Source organism: Synechococcus sp. W70.1, assembly GCF_047461515.1.
Taxonomy (GTDB): Bacteria; Cyanobacteriota; Cyanobacteriia; order Thermostichales; family Thermostichaceae; genus Thermostichus.
This window is the reverse complement of record NZ_JANSHH010000013.1, coordinates 244,060-261,150: the sequence shown is the minus strand read 5'-3', so window position 1 is coordinate 261,150 and position 17,091 is coordinate 244,060. Positions and strand designations below refer to the sequence as shown.

Below are 17,091 nucleotides of genomic sequence, written 5' to 3'. Positions count from 1 at the left end.
CCGGAGGAGAAGCAAGGCGTGATCAAACCCTACTCTGCCCATTTGTTGACCCCCGACTTTCGCCTCAGTCTGGCAGTGTTGGTTTTGGCAGTGCCGCTGTTTTGGCTTTCGCTTTGGGCAGGGCTGGCCATGGGATTGTTTGGCCTGTTTTTGCTGGTGCAGACTTGTCTTATCGGGCTGGCCTTTACCCGCACAGCCCTGCAAGTCTACAGCGGCTCCCGGCGCATCCGCGAGTTCCCCTACAGCGAGTGGCAGGATTGGCAGATTTTCTGGCGGCCTGTACCCATTCTCTTTTTCTTCCGGGAAAACCGAGGCATCCACTTTCTGCCAATGCTCTTTAACCCAGTTGAGCTGCGACTTTGCCTAGAGGAGCACGTGGGACATCTGCACGCCCAGAGATCCCCTTTTCGCGGCGTGGGCCGATGAGCAGTTCGGAGGGCTGGGTTTGGCAAGAGCAAGGGGGGTGGCGTTGGCTGCAGTGTCAGCTCTTGGCAGACTGGCCGCATGCTTTTGGGTGCCGGCGCAGCTCCTTCTATCAACCGGCTGAACTGGCTGAGCAGCTGCGGCTGACCCCCGAACGGGCAGCTTGGGGCCACCAGGTCCACGGCTGTCAGTGGATGTGGGCCGATGCCCTCACCACGATCCCGGCAGGGAAAGCAGAAAGCAGGGTTCAGCGTCCTGCAGTCGATGCCGTAATTGCCCGCTGCCCAGAAGACTCTGCCTGGGTTGGTACTGCTGACTGTGTGCCGATTCTGGTTGCCAGTCGCCGGTGGGTGGCAGCAGTTCACGCTGGCTGGAGGGGGACGGCTGCCAGCATCTTGCCCAAGGTGCTCCAGGTCTTTCTCCGGGGGGGGATCCCTGCCGAGGAAATCCGCATTGCCCTGGGGCCAGCTATTTCCGGGCCAGCTTACCAAGTTTCCCAAGCAGTGGCTGACAAGGTGCTGCAGGCGCTGCCGGCAGGCGTGGATCCGCAGCTTGCCCTCTGGCCTGATCCCATCCCTGGCAAGGTTCGCCTGGATCTGCGCTGGGTCAACTCTGCCCAGGCCCAAGCGCAAGGGATCCCGCCTGAGCACATTGCCATCAGTCCCCACTGCACCTTTGGCCAGCCCCAGGATTTCTTTTCCTATCGCCGCGAGGGATCCCTGGAGGATGAAGAGGGCCGCCGTTGCGTGCAGTGGTCGGGGATTGGGCTGCCCAAAGCGGCCTTGGACAAGCCGCCAGCTGCCCAAGAGAGCTGCTATGATTGAACAGCCCTCCGCTGCCCAGTCCCAAGATGCGCCGTGCTGCCCTTGGGGGATTATCGTGGATAGCTTTGTCCCTCTTGCTTGTTGGTGGCCAAGCCGCGGCCCAGACCTCTGTGACAGGCTTCAACCGCGACAGCGTACGGCAACTAAACCTTGAGAAGAATTCAAGTCGCGAGCCCAGCATTCCCTCGGCGCAGAGGCGGGCGAAGTGGCATACCCGCGCCAATGTCTGCAGGGGCAACTGTCAGAGGAAGTTAGCCGTATCGCCTAAGCAAGCAGTTAGGGTATTAAAGGAAGCCCTCAGGTCGCTGCAGCATGGATTGGGAGAAGCTCTTGGAAGGATGGGTGGCAGCCTCTAGGCAGGCGGCAGAGGCAGGCCTTGCTGCTCTAGAAGCCGCCTTGAGGGAGCTGGGAGAACAGCTGGCCACCCCTATCGAGCAAACCCTCAGGCAGTGGGAAACCTTTTGGCGGCTGGAGGAGGAACCCGAGCGCCCAGAGGAAGCGTCTAACCCTGCCGAGGGGCAGTCCTTTAGCACCAGCCGCTTTTTCGTTAGCCCCTGGGGATTTGGAGGCGTAGTTGTCTATACCTATATCGCTTCGCCGCCTGGCTGGATTGGGGATCCCACCTGTCGCTACAATGCCCTTTCCCCGCAACTGCGCTGTGCCGTCAACCCCTATGGCCCTTGCAAGGGCTGTCCTCACTATGAGCCGCGGGAGGAGGGCTCTACGCGCTAGCCGGCCTGAGGGCGTGGGCTATGCAGGATAGCCGCCTTATTGTTGCTCTAGATACCTCCTCCCTTGAGGAGGCGCTGGAGTGGGTGGAGCGCTTACCCCAGGTGCAGTGGTGGAAGGTGGGCCTGGAGCTGTTTACGGCAGTTGGCCCTCCAATTCTGCAAGCCCTGAAGGAGCGGGGCAAGCGCATTTTCTTGGATCTCAAGCTGCACGACATTCCTCGCACAGTGGGGCGGGCAGTCCAAGTAGCCGTTGGCCATGGGGTGGATTTGCTGACCGTCCATGCGGCCGGCGGGAGCGCCATGTTGCACTCAGCCGCAACGGCCGTCCAGGGCAGTTCCTGTCGGCTGTTAGCAGTTACCCTTTTAACCAGCCTTGGCCCTGAACAGGTGCGGCGGGAGCTGGGCATCGAGCGGGATCCCGGCGACTATGTGTTGCAGTTGGCCCAGCTGGCCTTGGAACAGGGCTTGACGGGGCTGGTCTGTTCTCCCCAGGAGGTAGGGCGGCTGCGCCAAGCTCTGGGGCCGAAGGTTCTGCTGGTAACCCCAGGGATCCGACTGGGGGATCCAGAGGCAGGGGACGACCAGCGGCGGGTTTGTAGCCCTGCAACAGCCCTGCGGGCGGGGGCAGACTATCTGGTGGTGGGTCGCCCCATCACGGCAGCTACCGATCCTCTGGCAGCCTGGCAACGCTTCCAGGCGCTGGTGGAGACTGCGGGCTGAGGGTTGGGGAAATGGCGTTGGGAGGCAGGCGGGGAGCCGCTCTAGCAGTGGTTTTGGGACTGTCCGGCCTGGCTCCTACACTAGCCAGGGGAGAAGTCTGTGCCAGCGATCCCCAAACTTGGTCTGAGGCCCTGACGGCCCAGTTGCCTTTGTTTCTCAATTTAGCCCTGAGCCGCTCCCGCTCAGAGTTTCAGGTGGTACTCGTGGGCCAGCCGCAGGTCGAGCCTCTTGCTGCCAAGGAGTTGGCGGATAGCCCAGCCGCTTCCACTGCCCAGGGCTTTTGCCTCTACTTCACCACGCTGGAGCGCCGCTTGGTTCTCCCTCGGCAGCCGCCGCAGCCGGACAACCCGCTAGCGGGACGGCGCAGCGAAACCCTGCATCTGGCCTATGAGGCCTGTGGATTGCGGGATAAACCAGGAGATCCCTGGCAGTTGGTGCGCCTCCGAGTAACTGGAGCCGGGATCCCCGTTCGCGATGTTACAAACGGGCTCACCGCCCAAGCTATCCGCCGCTGGCAGCAGTCGGGGTGTCCCTCAGCAGGCGATCTAGAGTTGACTAGGCCCTCTTCTCCGTGAGGTTTCCTCCCGCCATGCCTCCTCAGGGCAAACGGCTACTCCGGCGCCGGCAGCCGGCCAAGCTGAGTTGGATAGGCCCCTGCCTGCTGTGTGGGGGAGTGGGACTGCTCTTTGGGCAACGGCTTCGCCTTCTAGCAGAACCGGCTCAGGAAGCGTGGTGGCGCGTTTTGCCTGCCAGTAGCTCTGGGGGATCCCTTGCTCCGCTGGAACTCCCCCTCTACCACTGGCTGGCAGGGAAACTTTTGCCTTGGCTAGGGCAAAAAAGCGGGATCCCGCCGCAAGGACTGCTGGCAACCTTGTCGACCCTAGCCTGTCTGGCCATCCTACTGTTGTGTTGGAGCTGGGGCAATTTCTGGAGCGCCGGCCTGTGGGGGCTTAGCCCCTGGGTGCTGACCCAGGGGTTGGAGCCGAGCAGCGAGATCCTCGCTCTCCTGGTCTTACTAACTAGCAGCGGCATTAGGCCGGGATCCCGCCTGCGCTGGGAGGGGTTGGCGCTGGCCTGTGGGCTGAGCTACCGAGTTTGGCCCTTGGCCTTGCTCTGGGCGCTGCTGTGGATTAGCCAACACCGGCCGCGGCAAGGGTTGCAGGGATCAGCCTTGCTGCTGTTGGTGATGGGCCTCTCCTGGCTCGGGAGAGCGGAGGGGCTTGGGGATCGCTTCCGGGGAACAGAGACTCTCTCTCCAGCCATGGGATCCTATTCGCCCAGAGGCCTAACTGGCCTGCCTACGCTGGCTACTTTGATGTTGCCCCTAGGGCTAGCCTTGGTGCGGCTGGGCTGGCCTTGGGAAGAACGCCAACAAACTTTGCTCAGCCTGGCCGGCTTGGGCCATGCCCTCTGGATGGGCCTGCTAGCAACTTGGCTGGAGGGTCGGGGGGAGCCGCCCCTGTACCTCCTGCAACAAAGCGCCCGCTGGGGCCTAGTGGCCCTGCCCTTCTTGTGCCTGAGCGCTGGCGGTGTCTTGGCGGAGATTCCCTGGAGGGGCTGGCGGCGGCTGTTGGGATCCCTGCTTTTGGTCAGCTCGTTCTTGCTGTCGTGGCAAGCGTTGGCCTAGGGCACTCTTACTCGCTGAGGGATCCCAGCTCCAAACCCGAGCGCTGAGGCGCCCCAAGTTAGACCCTTAGCCTCTTGCCCCAGGTCTTCTAGGGGGATCCCTTTTGTTAAGGAAAAGGACTACAGTTAAGGTCGAGGCGGGTCAGGTGTTCAAAAACGCCACCCCGACGACCCAAGCAGGAGAACAACGTAAGAGATGATGACGGTGCGGGTGCCCCTCGACTACTACCGAATCTTGATGCTGTCGCCACGGGCAGACAAGCATCAGATCGAACAGGCTTACCAAGAGCGCCGCGAGCTCAAGCCAGGCGAACGTTCTTGGCTAGTGGGGTTCTCGCCGCAGGCCGTGGAGGCTCGTGCCCAGCTTGTCCAGGAGGCCGCTTCTGTGCTGCTCGACCCTGAGGCACGGCGCAGCTACGACGAACACCTAACCCTAGCGCATCCCACCCTGACGGTGGACGAGGTCCTTCTGCCGGGAGTGCTGTGCCTGTGCTGTGAAGTTGGAGAGTACCCAGCGGCTTTAAGCTTGGCTCAGCAAATGCTTGATCAAGAACACCCCGCCCGTTCTGATGCCATTTTGGGGCGGGCCGTGGCCCGTTTAGAGCTAGGCCGGGAAGCCTGGCGACAAGGAGCCTATGAAGAAGCCGCGCACTCTTTGCAGACAGGCTTGGCCGAACTGGAGGAGTGTCAGGCTTTTCCTCAGCTCCAGGCAGAGCTCCGCATCGACCTGGGCAAGCTGCGCCCCTACCGCATTTTGCAGCTCCTTGACCCCAATGCCCCAGCTGCCATGGGCAAAGGAGTAGCTGCAGCTCCTGCCCTGGCGCGGCAGCAGGGGCTGGCTCTCCTCAAGGCCATGCTCGACGAGCGGGGCGGCATTGAGGGCGGTGGGCAAGATGGTTCTGGCTTGAGTACGGAAGATTTCTTACGCTTCATCCAGCGCGTGCGCCGCTACCTCACCCTGCAAGAACAGCAGGAGCTTTTTGAGCAAGAGGCGGAGCGCCCTTCCTTGGTCGCTGCCTACTTGGCTGCGCAGGTGCTGCTGACAGCGGGCTACGTGGAGAAACGGCCAGCTCTAGTGCGGCGGGCGCGCGGCTACCTGATTCGCCTCGCCCAGCGGCAAGATGTGCATCTGGAGCAAGCTATCTGCAGCTTGTTGTTGGGGCAAACTGAAGAAGCCCTTAGTCACCTACGCGCCAGTCAGGAAACCGAAGCCTTGCAGTTTATTGAGGAGCACTCTGCCGGATCCCCGGATCAATTGCCAGGCCTCTGTCGCTTTACGGAAAAGTGGTTCCAGGATGAGGTATTCCCAGAGTTTTACGCCTTGGATCCTGCCCAGGCTAGCCTGAAAGCCTACTTCGACAACCCTCAGGTGCAGGCTTACCTGGACGAGATGCCTAGCCGCGAGAGCTCGCCAGCAGGTACGCCATCTCCACCTCCTACCCTGCCTCTATCCCAACCGCCCGCTGCTGGGGGTGCTAATCACCCGCCTGCTCCCTTTCAGCAGGGGGCTTCCCAAGAGCCGTCGCACTTGCCCAAGTGGCCTGCTCCATGGGACGGGGAGCCAGCCAGCTCTCCCCCATCAGAAGGGAGCCTTCAGGCCTACAAGAGGGGGCTGCAGGAGGTGGAGCGTCACCACCGCAGCCACTTGGGTTCTAGACGAAGTCGGCCTGGGCGTCCTGCCCCCTCCCTCCACCTTCGTTTGGCTGCCGTGGTCGGCGGGGGCATTCTCTCTCTCGTGGTTAGCTGGCAGATACTGCGCAGCCTGTTCACCCCACCACCGCCGCTGGAACAGCCCCAGGTGCAACTGGAGCAGCCACCGGTTACTCTTGAGAATTCGGATCAGGCCAAGCCCTCGCCTGAGCCTGAGTTGATTGGCCCCCTGGCTGAGTGGCAAGGAGTCCAACGGGTGCGGGTGATCTCCAACGATGGCATCAATATCCGCCAGCAGCCTAGCCTAAGCGGAGCCATTGTCGGGACGGCCCCCCGCCAAGCTTTACTGCGGGTGGTAGAGGTGCGAGTAGGTGAAGGACAGGTACCTGTCTGGTTGCGCGTCGAGCAAGAGGGGGCGCCAGGAGGGTGGGTTGCTGCTCAATCGGGCTCAACTCGCCTGGTTGAGCGACTCTAAGCCTCTTCTGCCATTTGCCTTGCCTAGGCAATAGCTTGTTTCCCGCTTTCCGGTGGTGGATATTCTGCGCAATGCCCCGCTAGGGATCTATCTGGAAGAGCCGCGCACCTGGCTGCACTGTCTTGACCCGCGGGTGAAGTTGGCCTGGTTGCTTAGCTTTCTCCTCAGCCCAATTTTGGCCAGCAGTGGCTGGCGGCTGGCCGTGGTGGCGGTTCTCCTGCTCTTGACGGTAGCAGCCCGTCTGCCGCGCCGGGTCTGGTCGGGCCAGCTTTCGCTGGTGTTGGCCCTCAGCCTGCTTGCTTTTGGGATCACCAGCTTCGCCCCCGATGGCTTAGGGGTCTTCCCCCAGCCGCAGCGGCAGGACGCGCAGGTGGTGGGCTATGGACTTATCTCCAACTCCAACCTGGAGGTGAAGGAGAGGGCAGCGGCCAGACAGGCCTGGCAGCAGCAAACCCGTGCCTGGCCAGCCCCCTACCGCTACCGCTTGCTGCAGGTTTCCCTGCTAGGGCGAACGTTTCAAGTCTCGCGGCGTTCCCTCTCCGTAGCTCTGCGGCTGGGTACCCTCATCTTTACCCTGCTCTATGCCACCAATTTGTTCTTGCTGACCACCGCCCCCGAGGAAATTACGGCGGGGATTGCCCGGCTGTTACAGCCTCTCAAGCGCTGGGGCTGGCCGGTTGCCGAGGTGATTCTCACCCTCACCTTGGCCCTCCGCTTCCTGCCGCTGGTGATGGAGGAAGTCCAGAACTTGGTGCGGGCGGTGCGCACCCGCGATGTGCGCTGGGGATCCCTCAGCTTTCGGGGTGGAATGCAAACCCTTCTGGCTTTGGTGGAGCGCTTTTTTGAAAACCTGCTCCTGCGAGCGCAGGAGATAGCGGCGGCCATGCAAGCTCGAGGGCTAACTGGTCCCGACCATCCTCTGCGCTGGCACCGTCTGCAGCTACGGCGGCTAGATCGAGGAGCGCTGGCCCTCCTGCCCCTGTTTTGGCTGCTGAGAGCTTTGTCGCCCTAAAGATAGCGGCAGGAGCAGCTGGGAAACCGAGCGCCCATCAGAGGAGAGGTAGAAAGACAGCTGCCCCCCCAGGCGCTGCACAATCCGCTGGCAAAGGCTAAGCTCCAAGCCGGGGCTGGCCGCTAGCGGGGACTGGAACAAGGGATCGGCAGAGACGACCTGCCGGGGATCCCCTTGCAGGGCTGCCAGCAGGTGGGGATCAAAGCGGCCTTGATCCACCACCAGCAGTTCTGCATAGCCAGAGTGCTCCGCACCGCTCTCGCCAACGGCGACCCGGCTCCACAGATCCAGCCGCCCCCCCTCCGGGCTGCGCAAAGCAGCGGCAACCAGCACCTCCCAGAGGACCATCTCCAGGCGTCCGGGATCCCCCCAGACGGTAAGGCTCAGGTCGCCGTGGGCGCGCGGCCACAGCTTGCGTTTCTGGGCCAGGCCCCCCAGCCGGCGCAGGCTCTTGCGCACCAAAGTAGCCACAGACAGCGACTGCAACTGCGGCTGCGCCTGCCAGGTTTCTGCCTGCAACAAGGGCTCCACGGAGACGGCCAGATCCCGCAGCCCTCTGGCAATTTCCACCACCTTTTGCCAGCGCGTGGCCTCGTCTCCTGGCGTTGCTGGCACCTGGCCTAGGCGGTGCAGGCTGTCCAGCAAGGCGCTTTGCAGATCCAGCAGGCGGCGGTGCTTGTACCAGTTCAGCTCGCTGAGCACCTCCTGCCGCTCCTGCAGCGTTTGTACCCAAAGCAAGCGCCGCAGCGTCCAGCCGCAGGTTTGGGCAATCACTGTCGCTGCCGCCTGCTCCTCCGGCTCCCAAACCTTGTCTGCCTCTGCTCCCAGGATCAAAACCCCCAGTGGCTCCAGACCAGGGGAGTCGCCAGTCTCGGGGCCGCCCTCGCCCAGCGGCAGCAGCAGCCAGGATCCCAGGCCCGTCGAGTTCAACCAGGTGCGGCTGGCAGCTGGGATCTGGTCTTGGGAAAGCTGGAGGGGTCCTCTTGCCTGCAGCGCACGGGTCAGCAAGGGATCCTGGCGATCGATCTCAGTGGGGCCGGTGGGGTAAAACGCGGGGGCGGCGGCAAAAGGCGGCTGCAAGCGGGCCCGGCTCTCCCCTGGCTGCCAACTCACCACCAGCGCCAAGGGGATCCCCAACGCTTGGGCCGTCTGTTGGACGGTGGCGGCGTAGAGCTCCGGCAGGGTAGTCAGGTTCTGCAGCGTCAGACAGGCAGCAACCAGGCCGTTGAACAGTTGCTCTTGCCGTTGCCGCCGCTGTTCCAGTTGGATTTGCCTCAGGATCAGGCCCACGGGTTGGGCGATCCCGCGCAGCAGTTGCCGTTCTTCCCGGCTCCAGGCCCGCCGCTGGGGATGGAGCACCAGGATCAGCCCTTGCGGAAGGGCAGCGGGAGTGGCAGAGCCGCCGACTTCCGTGTGGGTGAGCATGAGGGAACGTACCCCCAGAGGGGCCAGTTCCTGCCGCCAGGAGAGCAGGCGCAGATCTTGGTCGTAGTTTTCTGCCACCACCACCTCGCTGCGCAACAGATCCTGCCAATCTTGCTCGCTGAGGGAGCTAAACTGCTGCGGCAAAGCCTGCTGGCCCTCGCTGCGGTACTCGTAGAAGAGGCGGGGGATAGGTTGGTTGGGATCCAGCGTCAACACCGCTACCGCGGCGGCTTGCAGGCGCTGGCCCAGGCCAACCACCGCTTGCTGGAGAGCCTGCTGCAGCTGAGCCGGGTTGGAGAGGGCCTGGCCTACCTGGTGCACGAACTCCTGGTCGTCGGCCAACTGGCGGAGGCGACGATCCAGATTTTCCAGAGGAGTGGCCAAGGCCAGCCCATGGGCGGCAGCGGCCACCAACTGGCGCTCGGCAGCTTGCCAGGTGCGGGGCACCTCCGACTGCACCCAGATAAACCCCAGCAGCTCCTGCTGCAGCCGGATCGGGGCGGCCAAAGCCGACTGCGCTCGCCATTGCTGCATCAACTTGAGGGGAACCTCGGAGCGCGCTGTCCTCAGGTCGCCCACCACCACCTGGCCTGCCGCAAGAGAGGAGTACAGGTTTCCCAATTCCCGGAGCGCAAGGCTGCCCTCTTCCATCGGGATTACCCCGGCTTTGGTTCCTCTGGCAGTGGGGGCAGGAGTAGGCCTAGCGGCGCTTTCATGGGGAACAAACCGTCCCTCGCTGGGCTTGTGCCAGTACACCTGGATGTGAACGGCGCCCAAGCAGGACTGCAGCTCCTGGGTAACCAGGCTAACCCGTTCTTGCAAGGATCCCGCCTGGCACATCGCCGCCCCCAATCTCAGGAGCGACTCTTCAAAGCGCTTTTCGGCCTGCCGTTTCCAGGCATCTTCCAGCTTCTGCAAAGAGGCTGCCAACTGCCCCAGCAAAATCCCCAGGAGCGCCTTTTCCTCCTGGTGGGTGGTAGCGCCCCACAGTTGGGATCCCAGCATCAGGATCCCCAGGCAGCGCCGCCGCCCTACCGTAGAGAAGGGGTAGATGAAGCAGCCTTGGATCCCGCCCAGCCGCTTGGCTTCTCGCTGCCAAAGACCCATGCGCGGCTCCTGGGAAAGGTCGGGCACGCTGATGGGCCGCTGCTCGAACACCACCTGCTCGAGGATCTCCCCCGGCTGTAGGGGATACGCAGCTTGCAAGAGAGGTTGATCCTCCTCTCGCAGGGTCACGCCACCTTGGCCCACCAACTGGTGATTGGCATGGTCGTAGAGGGCTAGCCAGATCAGCGGCGCCCCAAGCACTGCCTTGACATACTCCAGCGTGAGCTGAATCAGGGCCCTAGCGTCGGTCTGCTCCCGCATCTGCTGCAAGGTTGCCTGTAGGGCCACCAGCGGAGAGACTGCCCCCGCTCCACTAGAGTGAGGAGAAACAGACTGAACCATAGTTCAAGCATTGGCTGGGCAGGTTTGAGGGAAAGCAGGCCCAGCCCCCTCTTGGCTCACCTTAACCTTGCTGTTTCTTGGAAGCCAACACTTCCAAGGCAGTTGGAGATGCCCCTGCAGGGTATTGTGCCGTCAATAGAGCTAACTTGCAGTCCTCACTGCCTGGTTACGAGAGGGATCCCGCGCAATTTGGACGTATTGGTTACCAGACTTTGCACAAAGCGCTGGAAGCGCTGCCGCAGGTTTTCGTCCCTGAGGTTGCCCTGCTCATCGAAGGCACTCCAAGCCCGCCCGATGGCAATTTGCTCTGGGATCGCCCAACCGTGCAGCCACCGCACAATCAGGCGCATTTGGTTAAGGGTGTCGCTGTTGCTCTCGCCGCCCAAGACACTGATGAGCCCAAAGACCTTGCCCTCCAAGTGCTCAAAGCTCAGCAGATCCAGAGCATTCTTCAGGCTGCCGCTGATGCTGCCGTGGTACTCCGGGCTGGCCAGAATGATCCCATCGGCCTGCTTCATCGTTGCCCGCAAAACCTCCACATCGGGATAGTCGGGGTAGGATTCCGAACCATCGGCAAAGGGCAACTTCATCTGCCGCAAATCAAGAAGGTGCAGCGGTATCCCCAGCTTCTCGAACTCGCGCCGCACTACCTCCAGGGCCCGATAGGTCAGGGAGTTGGGCCGCAGGCTGCCACCAATGGCCACAAAGCAAGGTGCAGAGGCCGCGGCCAGGACGGTTTGAGAATTGGCGGTGGGGGCTTGCCCAGTTGAAGAAGACATAAGCCGTGCTCTCGGGTAGATATCAGTTATTTTGCAAACAATCATAACTCATACTAACTCTGCTCTGTTGTCACTCCCCACTTTCCGCCCAGGCCAAGAGCTCTAGGACCAGCGGAGCACCTGCAGCAGGTTGGAAAAATCGTCCTGCCAGAGGGGATCCCCGGCTTGGGGCAGAAGGGGCTGCCAGGGATCCCCGTCGGAACTCTGCAAAGCAAGGGAACCCTTGGCCATCAGCACCCAATGGGAAGGGGCCAGCCCCGCCTGGCGCTGGGCAGCGGTGAGATCTTCCTGGGCTTGATGCCAGGCGGAAAGCTGCAATTCTCTGGCCAAGGCGGCCAACACTGGCGCCAAGTTGAGGTGGCGGTTGGTGATGTTAAAAAGTAGCCAGCCCTGGGGCTTAAGCTTGCTGAGGTAGAGGGTCAGGGCCTCCTGGGTGAGCAGATGCAGGGGCACAGCGTCAGAGCTAAAGGCATCCATCACCAGTAGGTCATAGCTGCCATCGGGGATCCCTTGCAGGCGGAGGCGGGCATCGCCCAGAATCACCCGCACCCGCGCCCGCTGGCTGGCCCAGTCGAGGTAAGCAAAGTAGCGGCCTGCCCAGTCGGCTACAGTGGGATCCAGCTCGAAAAAGGTCCACTCATCCCCCGGCTCGGCGTAGGCGGCCAAGGTGCCGATCCCCAGCCCCAACACCGCAACCTGAGCCGGAGAAGAGCCTAGCTGCGCCCGCCACCGCTGGAGCGCCTGGCCCACCGGCCCTGGGCGGGAAAAATAGGTGAGCGGCTCCAGGGCTTTCTGGGGATCCAGGTTTTGGCTGCCGTGCAGCGTGGTGCCGTACAGGAGGCTGCGGAAGGATCCCGCCTCGTTGCGGTACTCCACAAGGCGATGGAGGCCAAAGACACTGCGCTCGCTGGCTACTACCTGCAGCCCCGGTGGCAGCCAAGGCTGTCCCAGCAGCAAAACCAAGCCCATGGTCACCCCTAGGCGGCGCGGCCATCCCCTCCTGCCTTCTCCCCCTAGGGCCAGCACCGCCCAGCCCAAGCCCAGCCCTACGGCTGCTCCAAGGTGAAAGAGCGCCTGGAAACGAAAGTGCACCAGCAAAAGGGGCAGGAGCAACCCCAACCCCAGCCCTAGGCCCAACCGTCCTCCCTGGGGCGCCAAGGCTGCCAGCGCTAGGCTCAGGAGGAGTGGATACTCCAGCACCGCCTCAAACACCTGGGGTGCTAGCAAAGCGGCAAACAGGCCCCCCAAGCTCCCTCCCAAAGCCAGCCACAGGTAAAACCGGGTCAACTGCTGGGCTGGCGGCCGACAGCGGACCAACTGGCTGTGGCAGGCCCAGCTCACCAAGCCAAAAGCCCCTAGATGTAGAGGCAACACTGCAGACCAAGGCTTCAACCAGCCCATGACCTGCGCCCCTATCGCCCCGCAGGCCAGCAAAGCTGTCGTCCCCAAAGCCAACTCGTTGGGATGGATGCCGCCGAAGGCCAGCATAAAGGTCACTAGGTAAATGCTCAGGGGGATGGCCCACAGCAAGGGCACCGCCGCCACATCGGTGGTCAGGAGGGTGGTGACTGCCACCACCAAACCCGCCGGTAAGAAGGCCCAGCCAGCCCAGCGCCAGCCCTCCCCCGGAAAGCTAGGCTCCGCCCTGCCCATTGCAACCGGCTCCCCTAGGACAGAGGGATCTGTCCCCTGTCTTTTTAGCAGCAGCCCCACCCCGCCTAGGAGCACCAATCCGGCCACCAACGCATAGGCTCCTCTCCAGAGCTGGGTTTGCTCAGCCAAAGACAGCCGCGGCTCCAAGAGCAGCGGATAACCCAGCAGTCCCGCCAAGCTGCCGGCATTGCTGGCTCCATAGAGTCCGTAGGGATCCCTCTTACTCTTGCCCAGCCCCCGTTGCAGCAGTGGCGACGTTCCCGAGAGGAGCAATAGAGGCACCCCTGCTCCGACTGCCAAGTTGGCCAAGAGAACTAGCGGAGGAAAGGCCTCCTCCGGCTGCGGGTGGCTCCTGAACTCAAAAGGCAAAAACTTAAGCCCCGCCAGCATGAGGATCCCGTGGATCAGCACGCCCCGCTCGGGATGGCGGCCCCGCCCCAGGCGATCCGCCCACAGGTAGCCCAACAGCAGGACAAGCTGGAAAAAGGCCAGGCAGGTATTCCACACCAGGGGGGATCCTCCCCACAGCGGCAGCAGCAACTTGCCCACCAACAACTGCCCCCAGAAGAGGCAGAAAGCGCTGGCAAACAACGTAAGGCCAACCAGCCAGACCACCGCTGCTCCCTTCAGCGGGCCTTGACTTGCAAGGGGAAGCGCTGCCTCAGCTCCTCTTCTACCTTAGACAGCCATTCTTCTTGGAACACCCACACTTGCCCTTGCTGCACGCGGCCATCGGGGTTTTGCGTCAGCTCTAGCCAATACACCAATTGCTTTCCCCGCAGCACCACGCCTTGCGTGGCCAAGGCAAGGCTATAGCTGGGATTGCCAGCCAGGGCCGCAGGGGCCGGGTAGCGGATGACCTCCACTGCCTGATCCAAATCGGCGGCGATCTCCGGGCCATAGACCTCGCGAATAGCCCGAAAGAGATCCTCTGCCGTCAGCCCTTGCGGGCGAAAAAAGGTCATCCGTTCCGAGCGGATCGTCTCCCGATCCAGGGGGTTGATGATCCGGCCTGGTGGGGCGACTGAGGCCAAGAAAGTAAACCGGGATCCATCCGGCTCCACCCGATGGATGTTTAACGTCTCGCCCGGGCGGGGCCGCAGCACCGGGTTGTTTTTTACCCAGCTAGCCACCTGACTTGGCGCTTGCCCAGGGATCCCCCAAGCGGCTGCCGAAAGGCCCACTGACCAGCAGGTGAGGGCCCAGCCTACCCCCAAAGCCAAACGCCGTTTTCTGCGATTTGGATCTCGACCGGCGAGTTTCCTGCCTTGCTTGGCACCCAAGACCCGCCATGGATTGAAGTCCACCTTCTCACGCCTCCGCACAAGCGAACCCAAGCAAAATGTCAAGCAATACTCCTCCAGTGTATCTGGGGCTCTCAGGCCGCCTGGTGCGCCTAAGCGTGGGCATTGCAGCCAACAGTGGCAGGGATTTTTCAGCGAGATCCCCAAATCCTGGGATCTTGTCCCGCAAAACGTAAAAGATACCTTAGGATTAACAGTAAGCAAATCTCAAACGCATCAAGTCAGCACCTCAGGAGGTAAGCGATGGCTCTTGTTCCCATGCGCATCCTGCTGGATCATGCCGCCGAACATGACTACGGCATTCCAGCTTTCAACGTCAACAACATGGAGCAGATCCAAGCAATCATGCAGGCTGCCCATGAAACCAACAGTCCAGTCATCCTGCAAGCCTCTCGAGGGGCGCGCAAGTATGCGGGCGAACACTTTTTGCGCCACCTGATCCTGGCGGCGGTGGAAACCTATCCCCACATCCCCGTGGCCATGCACCAAGACCATGGCAACAGCCCCGCCACCTGTTACTCTGCCATCCGCAATGGCTTCACCAGCGTCATGATGGATGGCTCCCTCAAAGAAGATGCCAAAACCCCGGCCAGCTATGAGTACAACGTAGCCGTTACTGCTGAGGTGGTGAAGGTGGCCCACGCGGTTGGCGTGACGGTGGAAGGGGAACTGGGCTGCCTGGGGTCACTAGAGACGGGCCGCGGCGAGGCGGAAGACGGCCACGGCGCCGAAGGGGCTCTTAGCCGCGACCAACTGCTTACCGACCCGGATCAGGCGGTGGACTTTGTGGAGCAAACCCAGGTGGATGCGCTGGCCGTAGCCATCGGCACCAGCCACGGCGCTTACAAGTTCTCCCGCCGGCCTACGGGGGATATCCTAGACATCGATCGCATTGCGGAGATCCACCGCCGTCTGCCCAACACTCACTTGGTGATGCACGGCTCCTCCTCGGTACCCAAAGAGCTCATTGACATCATCAACCAGTACGGCGGCTCCATCCCCGAAACCTACGGTGTGCCCATTGAAGAAATCCAGCGGGCCATCAAAAATGGGGTGCGCAAAATTAACATCGACACGGACAACCGCCTAGCGATTACGGCTGCCGTGCGCCGCGCGCTGGCCGAGAACCCGAAAGACTTTGATCCCCGCTCTTTCCTCAAGCCTTCCATCAAGGAAATGCAAAAGGTGTGCGCCGAGCGCTACATTGCCTTTGGCTGCGCCGGTCACGGCACCAAAATTCCTGTCGTTACCTTAGATGAGATGGCGGCTAAGTACGCTTCCGGCGCTCTGTCGGCTCAGGTGAAGAAGACCGCTGTGGTCTAGGGATCGCTTGCCCAGCTTCTCATCGCTCCCCTCTCCTCTGTAAGGAGGGGGCTATTTTTTGCACCTCAAACCCTGCCCCTGGCAGTGCGGCAGCTCCAGGTGCAGTTAGCTCCAGGACTCCTGAGGGATCGGGCCTAGGGCCATTGCCTCCCAGAAAGGGGCCGAAGGCTGGTGCAGGACGATGCGATTGCCATCGGGATCCCGCAGCTCCACCTCTTGGCCGTGAAAGGCCTGGCGCAGAGGGGAAGGGGAGATTTGGTACTCGGCTAACACCGCCGCTAGGGATCCCAAGTATCCAGCTAGATCCCGCACCTGCAGGCAGAGGCTGGCTGCCCCCCCTGGGACTGCCAACTCCGGCTCACGGCTGTGGTAGAGGCCCAGTCGCAGTCCCGGCAGCCGAAACTCCCCATACACTGGCTCGCCCTGGGGAGGAACCCGAACCTGGGGCGGGATCCCCAAGAGGGCTTGGTAAAAGCGCAGCAAGCGAGGTAAGTTGGGGGTGGCCAAGCTGAACAAAGCCGCGGCAATCTCCATGGCAACCCTAGCCCCCTTTTGCTTTTCCACTCTCTCCCAAGGTTGAACTATAGTAGGTAGCAAGACTTGCTGCCTCTTTACAAAAAACTGGAGCAACCTACCGTGCTGGGGCTATTTAGCCGCTTTTCCCGTGACATGGGCATTGACTTGGGCACGGCCAACACGCTGGTCTACGTGGCCGGGCGCGGCATTGTCCTGCAAGAGCCTTCTGTAGTGGCCATCGACCAAAACACCAAGCAACTTCTGGCGGTAGGGGAAGAGGCCAAAAAGATGCTGGGCCGTACCCCCAGCAACATTGTTGCCGTGCGCCCTCTGCGGGATGGCGTGATTGCCGACTTTGACACGGCAGAGATGATGCTCAAGCACTTCATCCAGCGGGTACACGGAGGTCATTACTTGATTGCGCCGCGCATTGTCATTGGCATCCCCAGTGGGGTGACCGGTGTGGAGCGGCGGGCGGTGATGGAGGCAGCCCTGCAGGCGGGGTCGCGGGAAGTGTACCTGGTGGATGAGCCGGTAGCAGCGGCAATTGGGGCTGGCCTACCGGTGCAGGAGCCCGTAGGGAACATGATTGTCGACATTGGCGGCGGCACTACTGAGGTGGCTGTCCTCAGCCTGCAAGGGATCGTGCTAAGCGAATCGGTGCGGGTGGCAGGAGATGAGCTGAGCGAAGCCATCATCCAGTACATGAAAAAAGCCCACAATCTTACCATTGGAGAGCGCACCGCCGAAGAGATCAAAATTCAAATTGGCTCTGCCTACCCCACTCAGGAAGAGCTGAGCATGGAAGTGCGGGGGCTGCACCTCCTCTCGGGCCTGCCTCGCACCGTGACGGTCAAAAGCACGGAGATCCGCGAGAGCATGGCCGAGCCTCTCTCAGTCATTGTGGAGGCCATCAAGCGTACCCTGGAGCGCACGCCGCCGGAGCTTGCTGCTGACATCATTGACCGTGGCATCATGTTGGCAGGAGGCGGAGCCCTGCTCAAGGGCCTGGACGCTCTGATTAGCCATGAAACTGGGATCATGGTTCACATTGCCCCCGATCCCCTCAGTTGCGTGGTGCTCGGCACGGGGAAAGTTTTGGAGGATTTCAAAACCCTGGGTCGGGTGTTGAGTGCCAGCTTCAAGGCCTAGCAGGGTTTGCAGCTCTCCATTTTGGGTGG

At 62.1% G+C, this 17,091-nt stretch carries 15 protein-coding genes; 10 read left to right on the top strand and 5 right to left on the bottom strand.

Translation table 11 applies throughout. The features are described from left to right. The first annotated feature begins 18 nt into the window (after nucleotides 1-18). The 8 genes from NW808_RS03315 (at nucleotide 19) to NW808_RS03280 (ending at nucleotide 7,461) form a co-directional block, all read left to right on the top strand. Complete coding sequence (locus NW808_RS03315; RefSeq protein ID WP_414409694.1) at nucleotides 19-426, top strand: DUF3119 family protein; 408 nt, start codon at nucleotides 19-21, stop codon at nucleotides 424-426. Next, entirely contained in the window at nucleotides 423-1,247 is an 825-nt protein-coding gene (locus NW808_RS03310) for a polyphenol oxidase family protein (RefSeq protein ID WP_414420274.1), read from the top strand. Before NW808_RS03315 ends, NW808_RS03310 begins: the two co-directional genes overlap by 4 nt. A 312-nt stretch (nucleotides 1,248-1,559) precedes the next feature. Further along, complete coding sequence (locus NW808_RS03305) at nucleotides 1,560-1,979, top strand: DUF6464 family protein (RefSeq protein ID WP_414420273.1); 420 nt, start codon at nucleotides 1,560-1,562, stop codon at nucleotides 1,977-1,979. 20 nt (nucleotides 1,980-1,999) lie between these two features. Further along, nucleotides 2,000-2,698 (top strand): orotidine-5'-phosphate decarboxylase, encoded by a 699-nt coding sequence (pyrF, locus tag NW808_RS03300; RefSeq protein ID WP_414409697.1) that lies wholly within the window; start codon nucleotides 2,000-2,002, stop codon nucleotides 2,696-2,698. 11 nt (nucleotides 2,699-2,709) lie between these two features. Beyond that, entirely contained in the window at nucleotides 2,710-3,273 is a 564-nt protein-coding gene (locus tag NW808_RS03295; protein ID WP_414420272.1) for a hypothetical protein, read from the top strand. A 14-nt stretch (nucleotides 3,274-3,287) separates the two neighbouring features. After that, nucleotides 3,288-4,325: a hypothetical protein gene (locus NW808_RS03290; protein WP_414420271.1), complete on the top strand. Its 1,038-nt coding sequence runs from the start codon at nucleotides 3,288-3,290 to the stop codon at nucleotides 4,323-4,325. Nucleotides 4,326-4,520: 195 nt separating this feature from the next. Beyond that, nucleotides 4,521-6,449: an SH3 domain-containing protein gene (locus NW808_RS03285; protein WP_414420270.1), complete on the top strand. Its 1,929-nt coding sequence runs from the start codon at nucleotides 4,521-4,523 to the stop codon at nucleotides 6,447-6,449. Between the two features lie 55 nt (nucleotides 6,450-6,504). Next, complete coding sequence (locus NW808_RS03280) at nucleotides 6,505-7,461, top strand: energy-coupling factor transporter transmembrane component T family protein (protein ID WP_414420355.1); 957 nt, start codon at nucleotides 6,505-6,507, stop codon at nucleotides 7,459-7,461. Here the strand turns inward: NW808_RS03280 and NW808_RS03275 are convergent. The 4 genes from NW808_RS03275 to NW808_RS03260 all read right to left on the bottom strand — a co-directional run bounded on the left by NW808_RS03275 (nucleotide 7,399) and on the right by NW808_RS03260 (nucleotide 13,984). Continuing rightward, entirely contained in the window at nucleotides 7,399-10,335 is a 2,937-nt protein-coding gene (locus tag NW808_RS03275; protein WP_414420269.1) for a GAF domain-containing protein, read from the bottom strand. The two genes, NW808_RS03280 and NW808_RS03275, sit on opposite strands and share 63 nt — an antisense overlap. 155 nt (nucleotides 10,336-10,490) lie before the next feature. Beyond that, a complete protein-coding gene (locus NW808_RS03270; RefSeq protein WP_414420268.1) occupies nucleotides 10,491-11,114 on the bottom strand; it encodes an NADPH-dependent FMN reductase in 624 nt (207 codons plus the stop codon). 102 nt (nucleotides 11,115-11,216) lie between these two features. Then, nucleotides 11,217-13,382: a fused MFS/spermidine synthase gene (locus NW808_RS03265; RefSeq protein WP_414420267.1), complete on the bottom strand. Its 2,166-nt coding sequence runs from the start codon at nucleotides 13,380-13,382 to the stop codon at nucleotides 11,217-11,219. Between the two features lie 11 nt (nucleotides 13,383-13,393). Next, nucleotides 13,394-13,984 carry a hypothetical protein gene (locus NW808_RS03260; RefSeq protein ID WP_414420266.1) on the bottom strand — a complete coding sequence of 197 codons (591 nt, stop codon included), beginning with the start codon at nucleotides 13,982-13,984 and terminating at the stop codon, nucleotides 13,394-13,396. A gap of 330 nt (nucleotides 13,985-14,314) precedes the next feature. On the opposite strand from NW808_RS03260, the gene fba reads away from it, so the two are divergent. Continuing rightward, nucleotides 14,315-15,394 (top strand): class II fructose-bisphosphate aldolase, encoded by a 1,080-nt coding sequence (gene fba, locus NW808_RS03255; protein ID WP_414393205.1) that lies wholly within the window; start codon nucleotides 14,315-14,317, stop codon nucleotides 15,392-15,394. Between the two features lie 105 nt (nucleotides 15,395-15,499). Here the strand turns inward: fba and NW808_RS03250 are convergent, their stop codons facing one another. Then, nucleotides 15,500-15,928: a VOC family protein gene (locus NW808_RS03250; RefSeq protein ID WP_414420265.1), complete on the bottom strand. Its 429-nt coding sequence runs from the start codon at nucleotides 15,926-15,928 to the stop codon at nucleotides 15,500-15,502. A 105-nt stretch (nucleotides 15,929-16,033) separates the two neighbouring features. On the opposite strand from NW808_RS03250, the gene NW808_RS03245 reads away from it, so the two are divergent. Beyond that, a complete protein-coding gene (locus NW808_RS03245) occupies nucleotides 16,034-17,062 on the top strand; it encodes a rod shape-determining protein (protein WP_414393785.1) in 1,029 nt (342 codons plus the stop codon). Nucleotides 17,063-17,091 lie beyond the last annotated feature (29 nt).